This is a genomic window from Kaistella pullorum, from assembly GCF_014837035.1.
In the GTDB taxonomy this organism is placed as follows: Bacteria; Bacteroidota; Bacteroidia; order Flavobacteriales; family Weeksellaceae; genus Kaistella; species Kaistella rhinocerotis.
In genome coordinates, this window is the sequence record NZ_JACSPS010000001.1 from 234,673 (window position 1) to 250,233 (window position 15,561).

The 15,561-nt window shown below is 44.0% G+C and carries 18 protein-coding genes, 1 tRNA gene and 1 pseudogene; 8 read left to right on the forward strand and 12 right to left on the reverse strand.

Annotation, left to right across the window (positions count from 1 at the left end; all coding sequences use genetic code 11):
- Window positions 1-104: 104 nt before the first annotated feature.
- On the reverse strand, window positions 105-1,316 hold the full coding sequence (locus tag H9628_RS01100) for a type IX secretion system plug protein (RefSeq protein ID WP_251832276.1): 1,212 nt from the start codon (window positions 1,314-1,316) through the stop codon (window positions 105-107).
- A gap of 98 nt (window positions 1,317-1,414) precedes the next feature.
- On the opposite strand from H9628_RS01100, the gene H9628_RS01105 reads away from it, so the two are divergent.
- Entirely contained in the window at window positions 1,415-2,053 is a 639-nt protein-coding gene (locus tag H9628_RS01105) for an MBL fold metallo-hydrolase (RefSeq protein WP_251832905.1), read from the forward strand.
- Between the two features lie 123 nt (window positions 2,054-2,176).
- Here the strand turns inward: H9628_RS01105 and H9628_RS01110 are convergent, their stop codons facing one another.
- From H9628_RS01110 to H9628_RS01150, 9 genes are all read right to left on the reverse strand, one after another.
- Entirely contained in the window at window positions 2,177-2,734 is a 558-nt protein-coding gene (locus tag H9628_RS01110; RefSeq protein WP_251832277.1) for a thioredoxin family protein, read from the reverse strand.
- A 5-nt stretch (window positions 2,735-2,739) separates the two neighbouring features.
- The gene (miaA, locus tag H9628_RS01115) at window positions 2,740-3,642 is read right to left on the reverse strand and encodes a tRNA (adenosine(37)-N6)-dimethylallyltransferase MiaA (protein WP_251832278.1); all 903 of its coding nucleotides are present in this window, start codon (window positions 3,640-3,642) and stop codon (window positions 2,740-2,742) included.
- 111 nt (window positions 3,643-3,753) lie between these two features.
- Entirely contained in the window at window positions 3,754-4,092 is a 339-nt protein-coding gene (locus tag H9628_RS01120) for a YkvA family protein (RefSeq protein WP_251832279.1), read from the reverse strand.
- Between the two features lie 71 nt (window positions 4,093-4,163).
- Complete coding sequence (locus H9628_RS01125; protein WP_251832280.1) at window positions 4,164-4,715, reverse strand: TlpA family protein disulfide reductase; 552 nt, start codon at window positions 4,713-4,715, stop codon at window positions 4,164-4,166.
- Window positions 4,716-5,276 (reverse strand): thioredoxin family protein, encoded by a 561-nt coding sequence (locus H9628_RS01130; RefSeq protein ID WP_251832906.1) that lies wholly within the window; start codon window positions 5,274-5,276, stop codon window positions 4,716-4,718.
- 51 nt (window positions 5,277-5,327) lie between these two features.
- Window positions 5,328-6,389, reverse strand: coding sequence for a chorismate synthase (aroC, locus tag H9628_RS01135; RefSeq protein WP_251832281.1), 1,062 nt, complete (start codon window positions 6,387-6,389; stop codon window positions 5,328-5,330).
- Window positions 6,390-6,482: 93 nt separating this feature from the next.
- Entirely contained in the window at window positions 6,483-8,120 is a 1,638-nt protein-coding gene (locus tag H9628_RS01140) for an LIC_10190 family membrane protein (RefSeq protein WP_251832282.1), read from the reverse strand.
- 53 nt (window positions 8,121-8,173) lie between these two features.
- On the reverse strand, window positions 8,174-8,719 hold the full coding sequence (locus tag H9628_RS01145; protein WP_251832283.1) for a YMGG-like glycine zipper-containing protein: 546 nt from the start codon (window positions 8,717-8,719) through the stop codon (window positions 8,174-8,176).
- 136 nt (window positions 8,720-8,855) lie between these two features.
- Window positions 8,856-8,926, reverse strand: a tRNA-Cys gene (locus tag H9628_RS01150).
- A 167-nt stretch (window positions 8,927-9,093) separates the two neighbouring features.
- On the opposite strand from H9628_RS01150, the gene H9628_RS01155 reads away from it, so the two are divergent.
- From H9628_RS01155 to H9628_RS01165, 3 genes are all read left to right on the forward strand, one after another.
- A complete protein-coding gene (locus H9628_RS01155; protein ID WP_251832284.1) occupies window positions 9,094-10,095 on the forward strand; it encodes an LLM class flavin-dependent oxidoreductase in 1,002 nt (333 codons plus the stop codon).
- A 184-nt stretch (window positions 10,096-10,279) separates the two neighbouring features.
- A complete protein-coding gene (gene ribB / locus H9628_RS01160; RefSeq protein ID WP_251832285.1) occupies window positions 10,280-11,401 on the forward strand; it encodes a 3,4-dihydroxy-2-butanone-4-phosphate synthase in 1,122 nt (373 codons plus the stop codon).
- Between the two features lie 454 nt (window positions 11,402-11,855).
- The gene (locus tag H9628_RS01165) at window positions 11,856-12,062 is read left to right on the forward strand and encodes a hypothetical protein (protein WP_251832286.1); all 207 of its coding nucleotides are present in this window, start codon (window positions 11,856-11,858) and stop codon (window positions 12,060-12,062) included.
- 311 nt (window positions 12,063-12,373) lie between these two features.
- Here H9628_RS01165 and H9628_RS01170 read toward each other — a convergent pair whose 3' ends face one another.
- Window positions 12,374-12,514, reverse strand: coding sequence for a hypothetical protein (locus tag H9628_RS01170; RefSeq protein ID WP_251832287.1), 141 nt, complete (start codon window positions 12,512-12,514; stop codon window positions 12,374-12,376).
- Between H9628_RS01170 and H9628_RS01175 the strand changes: the two are divergent.
- The 4 genes and pseudogenes from H9628_RS01175 to H9628_RS01185 form a co-directional block, all read left to right on the forward strand.
- A pseudogene (locus tag H9628_RS01175) lies at window positions 12,500-13,192 on the forward strand (adenine-specific methyltransferase EcoRI family protein); the annotation flags it as partial. The gene H9628_RS01170 and the pseudogene H9628_RS01175 sit on opposite strands and share 15 nt — an antisense overlap.
- Before the next feature lie 22 nt (window positions 13,193-13,214).
- Window positions 13,215-13,358 carry a hypothetical protein gene (locus H9628_RS11965; RefSeq protein WP_394368174.1) on the forward strand — a complete coding sequence of 48 codons (144 nt, stop codon included), beginning with the start codon at window positions 13,215-13,217 and terminating at the stop codon, window positions 13,356-13,358.
- A gap of 203 nt (window positions 13,359-13,561) precedes the next feature.
- Window positions 13,562-13,879 carry a GIY-YIG nuclease family protein gene (locus H9628_RS01180; RefSeq protein ID WP_251832288.1) on the forward strand — a complete coding sequence of 106 codons (318 nt, stop codon included), beginning with the start codon at window positions 13,562-13,564 and terminating at the stop codon, window positions 13,877-13,879.
- A 107-nt stretch (window positions 13,880-13,986) separates the two neighbouring features.
- Window positions 13,987-15,096 carry a GmrSD restriction endonuclease domain-containing protein gene (locus H9628_RS01185; protein ID WP_251832289.1) on the forward strand — a complete coding sequence of 370 codons (1,110 nt, stop codon included), beginning with the start codon at window positions 13,987-13,989 and terminating at the stop codon, window positions 15,094-15,096.
- A 104-nt stretch (window positions 15,097-15,200) separates the two neighbouring features.
- On the opposite strand, the gene H9628_RS01190 is transcribed toward H9628_RS01185, so the two are convergent.
- Entirely contained in the window at window positions 15,201-15,515 is a 315-nt protein-coding gene (locus H9628_RS01190) for a DUF3467 domain-containing protein (protein ID WP_251832290.1), read from the reverse strand.
- Window positions 15,516-15,561: the final 46 nt, after the last annotated feature.

Consider the following 15,561-nt stretch of genomic DNA (forward strand, 5'->3'; position numbering starts at 1 on the left):
TTCCGGTGCGGGGTCCCTAGCCCCGATAGAAGCGGCATCCCCCTCGTCGCCTGGTAAGGCGGCGAGGGGATACAGCGGATAGCGGGAAAAAGCTCCTGAAAAAATTACCTTACCGGCGTTCGAAACTCGCCGTAACCCAACAGTCCGTCGTAGTTGCTGCCAAAAGGTTTGTAATAGAGATACGCCTGATAAAGGTTTTCGGTTTGCCAGAAATTTCCGTTGATCTCACCAAAATTCAGGCTGCCATCATCATTTTTTGTGGCTAAAATGTAATTATAAAAACCTTGCTTAAGATAGATTTTTGCGAGGTATTTTTTTGCGTTTTCGTCGTAGTACATCAAGTTTTCGGGTGACGCCTGAAAATTGTTGAAAGCGCCCATCACATAGATTTCTTTGTCGGTTTTGTGCGAATCAAGCGCAAAATAAACCCAGGAATAATCGGCTTCGCGATCGGGATCACGCTCAAGGCCCAAATCATTGCGGCGAAAATAGAAAGCGCCGTTCACATCGGGCTGGAACTGGTAATTGCCCGGAAAAGCCCATACAGGATGAAGATAGGTATAATTCACGTTTTCCACGGTTTCGGCACCCGCCACCATATCGAAAGCGTAACTCATGTTCTTGTTGTCAAAATAATAAAACTCGTTATTCCCCGGAAAAGCGAGGTCCATCTGCTGAAAAAGCAACCGGTTTCCTAATGTGGAACTCGGCCGCAGACCGTACAGCGCGACGTTCCAGTTATTATTTTGCACCACATTCAGGCTTACCGAATTAGTGTTCTGCATCAGCGCCGAACTGTTGCCGAGCGCCTGCACTTCCACACGCTGGTTGACGCCGGGACGCCTGGCGTCCGTGGTTCGGCTTAAATTTACACCGACGATCGCGCCGTCTTCCATCATCGAAAACCTTCTGGTGAATAATGGTTTGGACGGTGAATCTTTGTAAACGATCATCTCGAAATTTCCGGAAATCTTCGGTCGGATCTTATCATTCGGAAACGTCAGCGTGTAATGCGTGTACGGCTGCAGCGTGTTGAATGAATATTTAAAATCGTCTATCATGCCGTTCAGGCTGCCGGTGGCAAATTCCGTGAAAAAAAGTCCGTCTTCATTCCAGTTCCGGTCCAGATGGCGGATGGTATAGCGGTAGATATTACTTGAATTCGAAAGGTCATCGAAACGGAGAATCAGAACCTCATCAAAACCGATGACAGGCGTCTCATCGTTTGTCTGCGGATTGAACAGCTGTACACTGCGGATATCCTGCGCAAATAAGGTGATATTAAAAAGTAAAAAGAGTAAAAATTTCAGTTTCATACGTCTAAAGATAACGGAATATCACGCAGTTTGTTGTAAAGCCAAATGTGATAAGGTTTTAAAATCTGTATTTTTGACGACATTTAAACCTAAATATGATGCTGCATATAAAATCATTTGCGTTCAACCCATTTTCTGAAAACACCTATGTTGTGTTTAATGACAGGCAAAACGCCTTTCTGGTCGATCCCGGAAATTTCAGTGAGGTTGAGACCGAATCACTTGAAAAATTCATCGCCGAAAACAAGCTTCAAATTAAGAATATCCTGCTTACACACGCGCATATTGATCACGTTCTGGGCCTGCAGTGGGTGTTTGACAAGTATAAAGTTCCGGTTTTGATGCACGAACTTGACTTTGAAGTTCTCGAACGGAACCCAATGAGCGCACAACAGTTTGGGTTTTTCTTAAAACCTTTTGAAGGCGAAATCAAATATCTTAATGAAAACGACACCGTAAGTCTCGATGAAGACGATCTCCAGGTTCTGCATGTTCCGGGTCATTCACCGGGAAGCGTGGCTTATTACTCAAAATCCCAAAAATTCGCGGTTTGCGGCGATGTATTATTTGAAGGCAGCATCGGCCGCACCGATCTTTACAAAGGGGATCATGCGCAACTTTTAGACAGTATCCGCACGAAACTCTTCACGATGGACGATGAGACTAAAATTTATAATGGCCACGGAAATCCTACAACCGTTGGCTTCGAAAAACAGTATAATCCTTTCTTAAAGTAAGAGAAAAGTAAAAAGTAAAAGGAGCCAAGTAGTCAATTTTTGAGTAAAACAAAAGAGCAAAATCCTGCAATTATAGCGCTTACTTTGCTCTTTTTACTTTTTACCTGGCTCTTTAAAAAGCCTCTACTTCCATTTGATTCCGCAACCGATGCTTGGCCGCTGAATTTCCTCCTGCGGCGCACCGGCAAGAAGGTTTTCAAAAGCGATAATCAGATCTTCACCGGTAATTTCTTTGTTGTTGCCCGGACGTGAGTCATCCATCTGGCCGCGGTAAATCAGATCCAGTTTTTCGTCGAAAAAATAGAAATCCGGCGTGCAGGCAGCGTTGTATGCTTTCGCCACAGCCTGGCTCTCATCAAACAGATATGGAAAATCAAACTTTTTGTCAAGCTGAAACTCAATCATTTTTTCCGGCGAATCGTCCGGATATTTTTCTACATCATTCGCGTTGATTGCGATAAACTCGATGCCTTTGTCCTGATAATCTTCGTAAAGCTCAGCAAGTTTATCGATCACATGAAGCACGAACGGACAGTGATTACACATGAAAATCACCAATGTTCCCTTTTCGCCTTTCAGTTCTTCGAGCGACTGAATTTCGCTGCTGTGTGAAGGATTCGGGAGTTCAAAAAAAGGCGCTTTCGTTCCGAGCGCGAGCATATTTGAAGGTGTCTGTGCCATTTTATTTAAATATTTAAATTCTTTAACAAAGATAATGATTCTGCCACGGCTTTGCGGTAATCAAGCCAATGGATATTGGTTTCCTTGCGATACCACGTGAGCTGACGCTTCGCAAAACGACGCGAGTTTTTCTTGATTTCTTCCACTGCGGTATCAAAATCCCAGGTTCCGTCGAAAAACTTAAACAGTTCGGTGTAGCCTACCGTCTGCAGTGCAACAAGGTCTTTGAAAGGAATCAAATTACGGACTTCTTCTTCTAGGCCTTGCTCCAGCATTGCGTCAACGCGTTGGTTTATGCGTTCGTAAATGATCTCGCGCCGTGCTGAAATGCCGATTCGCGTAACGCTGAAAGGACGTTTGTGAAGGTGAGCAGCTATATTTTCAGTATAAGATTTTCCGGTTTGCCAAATGATATCGATTGCCCGAAAAAGACGCCGCGGATTGCTGCGGTCCACGATTTCAAAATACACCGGATCCAGCTCTACCAGGATTTGCTGAAGTTTTTCTACGCCTTCTTCTGCAAATATTTTTTCAAGTTTTTGCTGGTTTGAGGGATTGGATTCGGGCAAGTCGTTCAATCCTTCAATTACGGCTTTTTCATACATCATGCTGCCACCAACCAATATGACTACATCGTGCCTGGTAAATAAATCTTCGATTTTCGCCAGCGCATCTTTTTCAAACTGCCCGACCGAATAATAATCCTGCACGGAAAGATTCGCGATGAAATGATGGGGAACGGAAGCCAACTCCACGCCAGAAGGACGGGCCGTACCGATTTTCATCTCGCGGAAAAACTGCCGCGAATCGCAGGATACAATTTCGGTCCCGTAAAATTTGGCAAGTTCGATGGCGAGCGCCGTTTTGCCGATTCCGGTGGTTCCGACGATGGAAATAAGATTTTTCACGGTGCAAATTTCACCAAAAATTTCCACATGCTATAGCCGCGTCGCTTTCTAAACGTTTTAAAATAAAAAATGCACCTGGAAACAGGTGCATTCTCTTTATTAAATGTGATTTTAACTAATAATCTCCGCGTCGGAAATATTATTTCCCGCCTTAGTCTCCGTTTCCCAGGCCACAAATTTCTCCGCTTCACGGATCAGCATCGGTATGGCGAAAGCCAATAGCGCGAGGTCATCCATCACGCCGATTAGAGGAATCCAGTCTGGCAGGACGTCAATTGGCGAAATAAGGTAAACCAAAACAAGCCCCGGCAATATGACGTTCTTATAACTTGGTTTGTAACCATTTTTCGACATCACAGATTTTACCATCCGGATGATTACAGGAATTTTAGCGATAAAGCCTTTGTGTCTGAAGGCCTCTTTTGCCAAAGCAATTTTTGATAGTTTCATTCGTTCGTGTTAATATTTAAACCCGAAAATAATCGCAACTTCTGTACCGCGTTTTACTAAATTATGTTAAATTACTTTGTAAAACTGTCGATGAATTCGTGCACAGATTTACTGTTCCAATCCTTGGACGCATCTTCTTTAAGCAGTATCCTGCCATTTTTATCAAGCAAAAATGTGGTGGGAAATGCTTTTGGTAAAATATTTTTTGACACCGGGCTTTGCGCGATGTAAACCGGCGCCGTATAGCCTTTGTCTTTCATGAAGTTCAGTACATCCTCTTCTTTATCCTGCATCGCGATCAGCACAAAATCTACCTCGCCTTTTCGTGACTGATAAAGCTTCTCGATCGTAGGCCATTCTTCTCGGCAAGGCGGGCACCACGTACCCCAAAAATTAAGGAAAACCAGTTTGTCACCTTTCAGGTTCTTCAGGTTTGTGCTCGGTACATTAAGACCTTTCAGCTGAACATCATAATCCTCATCCTGCAGTGTCACGGCATTTTCAATAGCTGCCACCGGAAAAAACAGGTCTTTGATCTTCAGTTTTACCGATGGAAAAAGGTAAAGCACCGCGACAAAGGCCAGCGCGATCATGTAGAAAATATTCTTTCTTAAAAATGTCATTTAAACAAGTTTTAAAATTTCATTAATGGCGTCCTGACCGCGGTTTTTTGCATAGTAAACCTGCAGGTCATTATAAAATTCTTCCCGCGGGTACGACTTTTCGTCTGCTTTGAATTTTGCGAGTAGCTCATTTCCGTACTGCGTACGCGGTCCCCAGGTGTCTTTTACGTCAAGGAATTCATCCAACACCAAAATTTTCGGAATTGATCGGGTGCCGTTCGTCAGAAACTGGTCAATCAATGTAGTGTCAGAATCTCGCAGGAAGACACGGACCTCCACGCCAGCTGCTTCGAAAAACAGCGCAACAGCAGGCACAGTGGCACTTGCATCGCCACACCAGGGCTCGGAAATGATCAGGATCTTTCCTTTAAAATTTTTTGCTTTCAAACTTTCGAGCAGCTCTTCATCCAACTTAAAAGTTTTCATCGTGCGCTCCATGCGGTGTAAACCGAGTTCGTAATATTGGAAATAATCGTCCGTACTGGGCGTTTCTGTAACGCGGCGTTGTGCCACATCCATGTATTCCTCGAACGACAGTGCGGTTTGCCAGTATTGCTGAATACTGAAAGTATCATCAGCCATAATTTTATTCTTTTTTAAAATAATATTGTTTTAAAGTCTTCTAAGTTTATTGATCAAATAAAGGTCCGCGAGGACAAAGGCGGCCAGATTTTCCACGATGGGCACCGCACGCGGCAATACGCACGCATCGTGACGACCTTTTCCTTCCACAGTAACCATATTTCCGTCACGGTCTACACTTTCCTGCGGTCTCAACAGAGTAGCAACCGGCTTGAAAGCGACCCGGAAATATACATCCATCCCGTTTGATATACCGCCCTGAATACCGCCGGACAAATTGGTCTTGGTACTGAAATCACTATTGAAAAGGTCGTTGTGTTCTTTTCCGGTCATCTTTGCGCCGCAGAAACCACTGCCGTATTCAAAGCCTTTTGCGGCATTGATATTAAGCATTGCTTTGGCGAGTTCGGCCTGTAACTTGCCAAACACCGGTTCACCGATTCCCGCCGGCAGATTTTTAATCACACACATAATGGTTCCTCCAATCGTGTTGCCTTCTTTTTTTATCTCTTTGATTTTTGCAATCATTTTTTCCGCAGTCGCCGGATCCGGACAGCGTACATCACTTTCGTCAGTTTTAGACAAATCGAGATCCTGATAAGGTTTTTCACAGAAAATTTCACCAACAGAAGAAACATATGCGCTTATTTCAACATCCGCGGGCAGAACTTGCCGCGCCAGAGCACCGGCAGCCACCCAATTCACGGTTTCACGCGCCGAAGATTTGCCACCGCCGCGGTAATCGCGCAGGCCGAACTTTTGGTCGTAGGTAAAGTCTGCATGGCTGGGCCTGTAAGCATCGGCAATATGGCTGTAATCCCGAGATTTTTGATTTTCATTTTTAATGATAAAACCAATTGGCGTACCTGTGGTTTTCCCGTCGAAAATTCCCGACTGAAAAACAACAGTGTCACTTTCCTTCCGCTGTGTGACGATTGACGACTGACCGGGTTTCCGGCGGTCAAGCTGGTACTGCACCTTTTCAAAATCCACCTCAAGTCCCGCAGGAAAATTGGTGATAATGCCGCCGTAAGCTAAACCATGACTTTCACCAAAGGTGGACAGCGTAAGAAAATTACCGAGTGTGAACATAGTACAAAGTTAATGAATTTGGGTGGGCAAACAACGGTCATTCCGCAGTTGCAGAAGATTGGTTTTAAATTGAGACTGAAGACAAAATCATGATCACCGGCCATATTTTTCAAGGTTCATTTTCTGTATGATTTGCTTCAGTTTCCTTTGGTCCGTTTTCGAAAGTTTTTTCCATACAAAACCTTCGCTGAGTGTCTTCCCTTTCAGTTGAGGAAAGATTCCGGCCTCATCATATTTTTTTATCGCATAAGGTGTGATCGCCGGTAAAGGCGTATCAAAACTGTAGAAATAAGCTTCTACAATATTGAACTTAAGGTTTCCGATTTGATGCGTTTGGAATCTTTCAAGTTTAAAAGTGGCAGGTTTTATCAATTGTTTTACGGAAAGACCAGTCATGAAAGTACCACTACGGAAATTAGGCAGGGTTTTTTGTAAGGTTTTGGGAAAGGAAATCATTAATAATATAATCAATGAAAGCGCTGTACTAAAAATAAAGACCTGCGAATTATTTGCCTTTTTATAAAAAAACACGACGGCCAGCACAAAAAAGACTTCGAGGAAAAAACGGTATTGCGCCGAAAAGGCCAGTACGAGAACTGTTTTAATGATAATAGAAAGGAAAAGCAGCCAGTAAACCTTCTGTTTCTGTAAAACACAGAACAGCAGGAATATCAGCAATCCTAAAATAAACAGGATATTGATGAGACCTTTTGGAAAAGGCAATGAAAGCCATTCAGCCATCAGTTGGGTAAGTGTAAATCCTTTTATTTCAGCCACCGAAAACTGCATGTCGAATGTTTTTCGGTAAGCAGTTTCAGATGAGATCTGCAGGATATCAGGGTGCGGTTTCCAGCTGAATCCAAAATCGAAAGCCTGCACCGGAAATACCGGGAAACCAAATGTCCAGCAATTTTTTACGATAAACAGTAAGCCTATCGCAGCGCCGCCAAAGAAGGTTTTGAAATTTCTTCTGGAATCCGAAACGATGTAAAGCAGCGAAAAAACAGGAAGCCATATTAACGTCGGTTTGATGGCGAACGCAAACACCGAAACTGTGAAGAGCCAGCCGTGGCTCTTGTTTTTACTTAATATTTCGTTCAAAACTACGAGTGAAAGCACCACCGCCGGAAGATCCGGCGACGGCGACTGCACAAACAGTAATAAAACCGGAAACAGAATCAGGTGAGACCACGCTTTTTTTTCGAAAACATACATCAGGTAAGCCATTGCCATTATCGAATTCAGCCGCATAAACGGGTCGGTAAAACGAGAAAATCCGGCCTGAAGGATGTGCCAGAAAGACATTTGACCAAGCACTAAATCCAAATTTGCAATTCCGCGGACTAGGCCAACTTCTGCGAGCCATTTTGAGGTTGGAACATAATAGCCGAAATGATCGAGAATGAATGGGAAACCGCTTCCGGCAAAAAGAATTAAAACGCTGAAAAGATAAAACCAAAAGTTTTGGACTTTAAAAAAAAGTATAATATCGCGGTAAACCTTTAGATATAAAAATAACGAAAAGCCGATGATTACCGTGAAAACTTCAACCCAAACACTTAATGGAATAAAGAATGCCAAAAGTGTAAATGTAACCGTCAGGCCCAGCATGCCGGTTAATACATTTGCTGCGACTCCTGTAACGGTAGTGTGTATATACCTGTTCACTGCTGCACCGAATCCCGAGAATACCGGTAATAAAATCAGAAGTGAAATCAGGAGATACAGCATAAAAAAAGATTGCTTAAAAATAAGCAATCTTTGCAACTATATTTGATAAGAAATTAGTTTCGTGGCTGTACCCGACCGTCTTTACGGTCACCTGCTCTACCGATGGTATATCCTGTCGCACCACCGATAATACCACCTACTACAGCACCAGCCGCACGGTTTTTCTTATTAATCAGCGCTCCGGCCGCTGCTCCACCCACAGTACCGATGATTGTACCTTTAGCGGCTTTGCTCATCCCCTGTCTTTGGGCGGTTGTTTGTGTAGTACCAGCGCTAGATCCGGCGCTTGAACCTGCACTTGAAGAATATCGCGGTGTGTTATCTACGTAAACTGTTTTGGTTTCGCGGATTACCTGCGGGCGCGCAGCAGCTACAGCAGCTTTCGCTTTTCTTTCTTCTTCAATACTGTCTGCTTTTTTCTGGGTTTCATAAGCCATTTTCTCTTTTTCAATGGCTAATTTTTGCTTTTCTATCTCAAGCTGACGAGCCTGAAATTCCATCTTTTGCTGCTCCAGTGATTTTTCGGCCACTGTATTATCTTTTGTACAGGCTGTCAGCAGAACAACGGACATAAAACCTGCGGTGATTATATTTTTCATAACTAAAGATTTTCGTTTACTTAGGACGGGTTACACCAAAACGGAACCAACCACATGTTAAGAGAACGTTAAAACTGTGAAAATGTTATAAAACAAAAAAGCAAATTACTGAAGATCAGAAATTTGCTTTTACTTGAGGTTCCTAGCGGATTCGAACCGCTGTAGATGGTGTTGCAGACCATTGCCTAGCCACTCGGCCAAAGAACCATTTTGGTTTGCAAATATAGGAATTATTTGGAAATCTCCACACACAGATTTTGCTTTGTTTTACTTTTAATAAGCCGGTTATATCATGGTCATTAGTTTTAAATATCGCAATGATTCTGCAAACCTTTCTAATCTCCGTATTTTTGTATTCGTCTTAAAACAATATTATGAAAAGATTCGATCTATCTGTACTGGATTTAGCTCCAGTAAAACAAGATAAAACAATACACGACACCTTCAATGACAGTCTCGATCTCGCGCGGCATGTAGAAAAACTCGGCTACAAACGCTTTTGGCTGGCCGAACATCACAACATGGCCAGCATCGCCAGTTCTGCAACTTCGGTTCTTATTGGTTTCATTGCGAACGGAACCAAAACAATTCGTGTAGGCTCCGGTGGCGTGATGTTGCCGAACCACAGTTCACTCGTGATCGCGGAACAGTTCGGTACGCTTGAAAGTCTCTTCCCGAAAAGGATAGACCTTGGTGTAGGCCGCGCGCCGGGCACCGACGGTCTTACCGCGAAAGCACTTGGCAGAAACCCAATGATCATCAATGAACAGTTCCCGAGACAAATCCTCGAACTTCAGCAGTATTTTTCGGTGGAAAATGCCAACAGCGCGGTGCGGGCTATTCCCGGTGAAGGTTGCGATATCCCGATTTACATCCTCGGATCAAGTACCGACAGCGCGTGGCTCGCGGCAGAAATGGGGCTTCCCTATGCTTTTGCCGGACATTTTGCACCGCAGATGATGGAAAGCGCCTTCGAGATTTACCGCGAAAACTATAAACCGAGCGAAGAATTCCCCAAACCTTACATCATCGCGTGTGTCAACGGCATTGCAGCCGAAACCGATGAGGAAGCACGGTGGCTTTCGGGTACGCTCTACCAGATGTTCATCAACATCATCCGTAACGACAGAAAACCGTATTCACCGCCTGTAGAGGACATAGACTCGGTTTGGAATGCGATGGAAAAAGCCCACGTAATGAATATGCTGCGCTACAGTTTCATCGGAAGTGAAGAATCGGTGAAAAAGCAGTTCGCTGATTTCCAAAAGCAATTTAAAGTAGATGAAATCATGGTGACCTCGGCAATCTATGATCATGCGGCGAGGCTGAAATCTTATGAAATCATCAGAAATGCCACAGATGTTTTGTTTGTATAAACGGTGTTGGGATTAGAAAACAGTTTCGAAAGGAGCAAAAATCCCGCGTCCCGGCTTGAGCGGAGCTCTTTTTGTGACGCGAAGCGGAGCAAAAAAGCGGGAGCGGAAGACGGATGAAGACGCCCAAATAAAGATTGGTGAATATTTAAATCTAAGTATCTTTGCAGCACCGAAAAATAGCAACATGCCAGATATACAACTTAATACGATTCCTGAAGCGATACAGGACCTGAAGGACGGAAAAATCATCATCGTAGTTGATGACGAAAACCGCGAAAACGAAGGTGATTTCCTGTCTGCAGCCGAACTTACGACGCCGGAAATCATCAATTTCATGACGCTGTACGGAAGAGGTTTGATCTGTACGCCGCTGCCCGAAAAACGCTGCGACGAACTCGGTCTCGATATTATGGTAACACGCAGCAGCGATCCGAAAGAAACTGCTTTTACGGTATCTGTAGACCTGCTGGGCGACGGCGTTTCTACCGGAATCTCGGCGAGCGACCGCAGCAAAACAATTCTGGCGCTGATGGACGAAAATACAAAACCTACCGATTTTATGCGTCCGGGACACATTTTCCCGCTCCGCGCAAAGAAAGGCGGCGTTTTGAAAAGAGCCGGCCACACCGAAGCCGCGATAGATCTGACAAAACTTGCCGGCCTGAAAGAAGGTGGCGTGATCTGCGAGATCATGAATGAAGACGGCTCGATGGCAAGGCTTCCAGAACTGATGGAGCTGGCAAAAAAACACGACCTGAAGATCATCTCAATTGAAGATCTGATCCATTATCAGCTTAAAAAAGGCGACCTGATTGAAAGAATCGAAGAGCGGAAAGTGAAAACACACTATGGTGATTTCGATTTTTTCGCGTTCAAGGAAACGAGTACAGACCAGATCCATTTTGCGCTGACCAAAGGTTCCTGGGTCGTAGACGAGCCGGTGTTGGTGCGTGTGCAGGCTTCCAACTCCTATTTCGACGTGCTGAACAGGCTTACGGCCGGGGAGAAACCTCTGCTGGAAAAAGTAACCAAAATGATCAATGAGGAAGGCAAAGGCGCTTTGATTTTCATTAATAATGTCTCAAATGCCGAAAACACGCTGAGAAAACTTCAGCAATTCCTCGATTTCCAGGATGGGCAGGAAAACCGCCCGACGTTAGCCTCAAATTACCATGATTACGGCATCGGAACGCAGATCCTGAAGAATCTTGGCATCACCAAATTCCGCGTGATTACGCAGAATGTGAACCAAAAACCGCTTGTTGGCGGCTATGATGTGGAGGTGACGGAGATGGTGCAGCTGTGATGGTAGATTTGAGATGCTGAGATATGAGAGGTGAGATTTTAAAGCTCGGTTTTAAAGGCCTTTTTTTTAATTTCAGTTTCAGCTTTGAAGATAAAATAATCCCGGTTCGTGAGAATCGGGATTTTTGTATTCGAAAAAATATTAATTTTAATAGAAATAAAAACACAAATTATGCCTATCAACAACCTAAACAATGCGCACCTCACCGAAGCGCAGATTACCGAGATAAAAGTGCGATGACCGCCCTGGAAACAGCGCTTGCCACACTGATGTTACACTCACCCCGCAGGAGCGGCAAACCTACGGGAGTGTGAATGAGCAAAATAAGCTTCTTGTGAACAAAGTTTGGGATTATCGCCGCGATGCACCCACCTTATCTGTGCCCGATGTTGACTGGGAAGAGTTCGAGAGCGATTATTAAAGTCGGCTGTTACTCGAAAGCCTGAGTAACCGCTTGGGCGCACTGCAGGAACGGGTGAAAAACGCCAAAATACTGCACGACTATGATAATTATCAAACCACTCTGGAAGATTATGCATACACGAGCTACAAAGCAGGCTCGCAGGCACCCGGCTACGAAACCAAGATGACAGAACTGAAACAATTTTTCAGCCGCCGATCCGGTAAGGGTACGCCGCCAGAGGGCGAGACGGAAGCTTAAAAAACAAATTGCACTACGGACCTGCGCCTGCGCAGGTTTTTTTATTTTCTGAAATTACACCTGCGGTTCCCGACTGGTATTTTGGGGTCCTGAACCGCAACCGCGGGGTTCCCGACCGCATTTTTGGGGTTCCGGACCGGAAGCTTGCGGTTCGGGACCGGAAGTTTGGGGTTCAGAACCGGAACGGCCGGGTTCAGGACCCGGTTTTTAGGGTTTAGAACCTCATCAATGCATGGATGAAGTGCATTTGGCAGCTGCAGGACAAATATTTATATTTACGCTATGGCAAAATCTCTCAATAAAAATCTTCATCAGGCCAAGAATGCCAAAAAAGATATTTCTATACCCAGCTGGCAGACATAGAGAACGAACTGTAACACTACAAAGACCACTTCAAAGGCAAAACCGTTTTCTGCAACTGCGACGATCCGCGCGTCTCCAACTTCTTCCATTATTTCAGCCATCGGTTTGAATCTCTGGGTTTAAAGAAACTCATTACCACCTGCTACAAGAATCAGGATATGGATCTTTTCAGCAAACACGAGAACGAAAAAGCCGTGATGCTGGAATACAATGGGGATAAGAATGGTGATAAAACACCCAATGCAGAAGAGATTGGCATCATCGAGCTTGAAAGCGACGGTGATTTCCGGTCGGCAGAACGTATTGAGCTGCTGAAGCAGGCAGATATAGTGGTGACCAACCCACCGTTTTCGTTGTTCAGGGAATACGTGGCGCAGCTTATTGAATACGATAAGAAGTTTATTATTGTAGGGACGCAAAACAGTATTACAACGAAAGAAATTTTTTCACTTTTTAAAGAAAATAAAATTTGGCTCGGGCATAAAGCTGGCGATATGTCTTTTATAGTTCCTGATGAATACGAGATGCGTGATACTCGCAGTTGGCGTGATGATAAAGGTAATAATTGGAGAAGTTTAGGAAATACTTGTTGGTTTACGAATTTAGATCATTCCAAACGACACGAGGAGTTAGATTTATATAAACGGTATTCGTCAGAAGAATATCCAAAATTTGATAATTATGACGCCATTAATGTAAATAAAGTCGCCGAAATACCGGGAGATTATGAGGGAATAATGGGCGTACCCGATTACTTTTTTAGATAAATACAATCCCGATCAGTTTGAGATAGTAGGTTCCGACTACAATGTAAAGGAAGGCCTATTAGATTTTGTTAAAGTTGATGGTTATACAGGAAAATTTGATAGACCTTATTTGAATGGAAAAAGAATGTATTCCAGACTCTTAATTAAAAACAAAAAACTACAATAGATGGAAATAAACCGCAGAGATGCTTTCAGCAGGACAAAAGCCCGCAAGACAACCGGACATTTGTCATCCCGTAGGGATCTCAATGCAGAGATGCTTTCAGCATGACAAAAGGATGTAAAAAAGAAAAAGAAGAACAATTGGAAGTTACGGTTATCATTCAAAACGAAAAAAAAATTGTATTTACCATTTAATACTTTTATAAGATGGAACGAGATAACGGCTGGCATACCTATTATGTTTACATTCTGACGAATAAGAATAGAACGGTATTGTACACGGGAGTAACAAATAATTTGTCTCTTAGGTTATTTCAACATTCTTCAAATATGAATGCTAAGAGTTTTACTTCAAAATATAAATGTCACTTTCTAATTTACTACGAGAAATTCACATGGATACAAGAAGCAATTGCTCGTGAAAAAGAAATTAAAAGTCTTCGAAGATCGCTAAAACTTGAATTAATTCGCAATGTAAATCCTAATCTGGATTTTTTAAATGAGCACTTTAAGTTATACTTTTAGAGACAAATACGCAGAGATGCTTTCAGCATGACAAATGGACGTGCAAAAGAAGCGTACAATTTAAACTGAAAAAAGCAAAGAAAATATAATACTCAAAACTACAATAGATGGAAATAAAATTACATGAGATTACGATCCGTGAACTGACGGCAGGTTACGACGACAAAGGCGATGACGGCGTAACCGCCTATGGCGGCAAGCTGGATGTGAGGCCGCCCTTTCAGCGCGAGTTTGTGTACGATGATAAGCAGCGCGCCATGGTAATAGATACCGTGATGAAAGGCCATCCGCTGAACGTGATGTACTGGGCGGTGCGCGATGCTTCGGCAGGCTCAGCAACCCATTATGAAATCATCGACGGGCAGCAGCGTACCATTTCCATCTGCCAGTATGTGGCTAATGATTATTCGGTAAAGGTTCGCGGAAATATGCTGGCGTATGAAAATCTTCAGGATGATGAGCAGCAGAAAATCCTCGATTATAAACTCCTCATCTACATCTGCGAAGGCACGCCAAGCGAAAAGCTGGAATGGTTTGAAACCATCAACATTGCCGGTGCGGTGCTTACGAAGCAGGAACTCCGCAACGCCTCCTACGCAGGTCCGTGGCTGAGCGACGCGAAGAAATACTTCAGCAAACCCAACGGGCCGGCCTTCAACCGCGGTCATAACCTTCTTTCGGGTTCAGCCAAAAGACAGGACTATCTGGAAACCATCCTCACCTGGATCTCTAAAGGCAATATCGAAAAATACATGGGCGACCACCAACATGACGCGAACGCCAACGCGCTGAAGCAATATTTCGAAGCCATCATCACGTGGCAGAAAAACACCTACAAGAACTACCGCAGCAGCATGAAAGGAATCGACTGGGGCGCGCTGTACGATACTTACAAAGATGCAGTGCTTGATACCGACCTCATCGAAAAACAGATTGCCGAACTGGTAGAAGACGACGAGGTGAAGAGCGAAAAAGGAATCTACAAATATGTCCTCACCGGCGACTGGCGCTACCTGGATCTAAGAACTTTCGATGTGAAAACCAAGCGCAAAAAGTATCAGCAGCAGGAAGGCATTTGTCCGGTCTGCCAAAAGCATTACGAGTTTGAGGAAATGGAAGGTGACCACATCATCCCGTGGAAAGACGGCGGCCTGACGGTAGAAGATAACCTGATGATGCTATGCAAAAACGATAACCGAAGGAAGAGCGGGAAGTGATACAACGGACTGCTTCGTCGCTCCCCGCGGTCGCTCCTCATAATGACGCATAAAAAAACCCGGTTCATTACTGAACCGGGATTACTGTAATAAACCGTTTGGACTTACGCCTGAACGTTATTGTTCTGTCCTACTACGAAAGGCTCTACTTCTTTGATTTCGCCGAACTGCTGCTCGTAGTTAGCTACGTTTTGCTGCAATGCAGAAAGAACTCTCTTTGCGTGAAGCGGCGCCAGGATCACTCTAGAACGCACGTTAGCCTGCTGTACACCCGGCATAAGCTGGATGAAATCTACTACGAATTCTGAAGGTGAGTGGTTTACCAACGCAAGGTTGCAATAAACTCCCGCAGCGATCATTTCGTTCAGGTTGATGTTGATGTTGTTTGGATCCTGATTTTGGTTTTGGTTGTTGTCCATGTTTTTTTTTAATTATGAATTATGAATTTTGGATTATGAATGATAG

Bases quoted from the DNA above. Each gene is read 5' to 3' on its own strand.
- H9628_RS01185 (WP_251832289.1), top strand. From the start codon at position 13,987: ATGGAAATAAAATTACATGAGATTACGATCCGTGAACTGACGGCAGGT.
- H9628_RS01170 (WP_251832287.1), bottom strand. From the start codon at position 12,514: ATGGAAGAAGTTGGAGACGCGCGGATCGTCGCAGTTGCAGAAAACGGT.
- H9628_RS01125 (WP_251832280.1), bottom strand. From the start codon at position 4,715: ATGACATTTTTAAGAAAGAATATTTTCTACATGATCGCGCTGGCCTTT.
- H9628_RS01180 (WP_251832288.1), top strand. From the start codon at position 13,562: ATGGAACGAGATAACGGCTGGCATACCTATTATGTTTACATTCTGACG.
- H9628_RS01155 (WP_251832284.1), top strand. From the start codon at position 9,094: ATGAAAAGATTCGATCTATCTGTACTGGATTTAGCTCCAGTAAAACAA.
- H9628_RS01100 (WP_251832276.1), bottom strand. From the start codon at position 1,316: ATGAAACTGAAATTTTTACTCTTTTTACTTTTTAATATCACCTTATTT.
- H9628_RS01105 (WP_251832905.1), top strand. From the start codon at position 1,415: ATGCTGCATATAAAATCATTTGCGTTCAACCCATTTTCTGAAAACACC.
- H9628_RS01140 (WP_251832282.1), bottom strand. From the start codon at position 8,120: ATGCTGTATCTCCTGATTTCACTTCTGATTTTATTACCGGTATTCTCG.
- H9628_RS01145 (WP_251832283.1), bottom strand. From the start codon at position 8,719: ATGAAAAATATAATCACCGCAGGTTTTATGTCCGTTGTTCTGCTGACA.
- H9628_RS01110 (WP_251832277.1), bottom strand. From the start codon at position 2,734: ATGGCACAGACACCTTCAAATATGCTCGCGCTCGGAACGAAAGCGCCT.
- H9628_RS01190 (WP_251832290.1), bottom strand. From the start codon at position 15,515: ATGGACAACAACCAAAACCAAAATCAGGATCCAAACAACATCAACATC.
- aroC (WP_251832281.1), bottom strand. From the start codon at position 6,389: ATGTTCACACTCGGTAATTTTCTTACGCTGTCCACCTTTGGTGAAAGT.
- ribB (WP_251832285.1), top strand. From the start codon at position 10,280: ATGCCAGATATACAACTTAATACGATTCCTGAAGCGATACAGGACCTG.
- H9628_RS01120 (WP_251832279.1), bottom strand. From the start codon at position 4,092: ATGAAACTATCAAAAATTGCTTTGGCAAAAGAGGCCTTCAGACACAAA.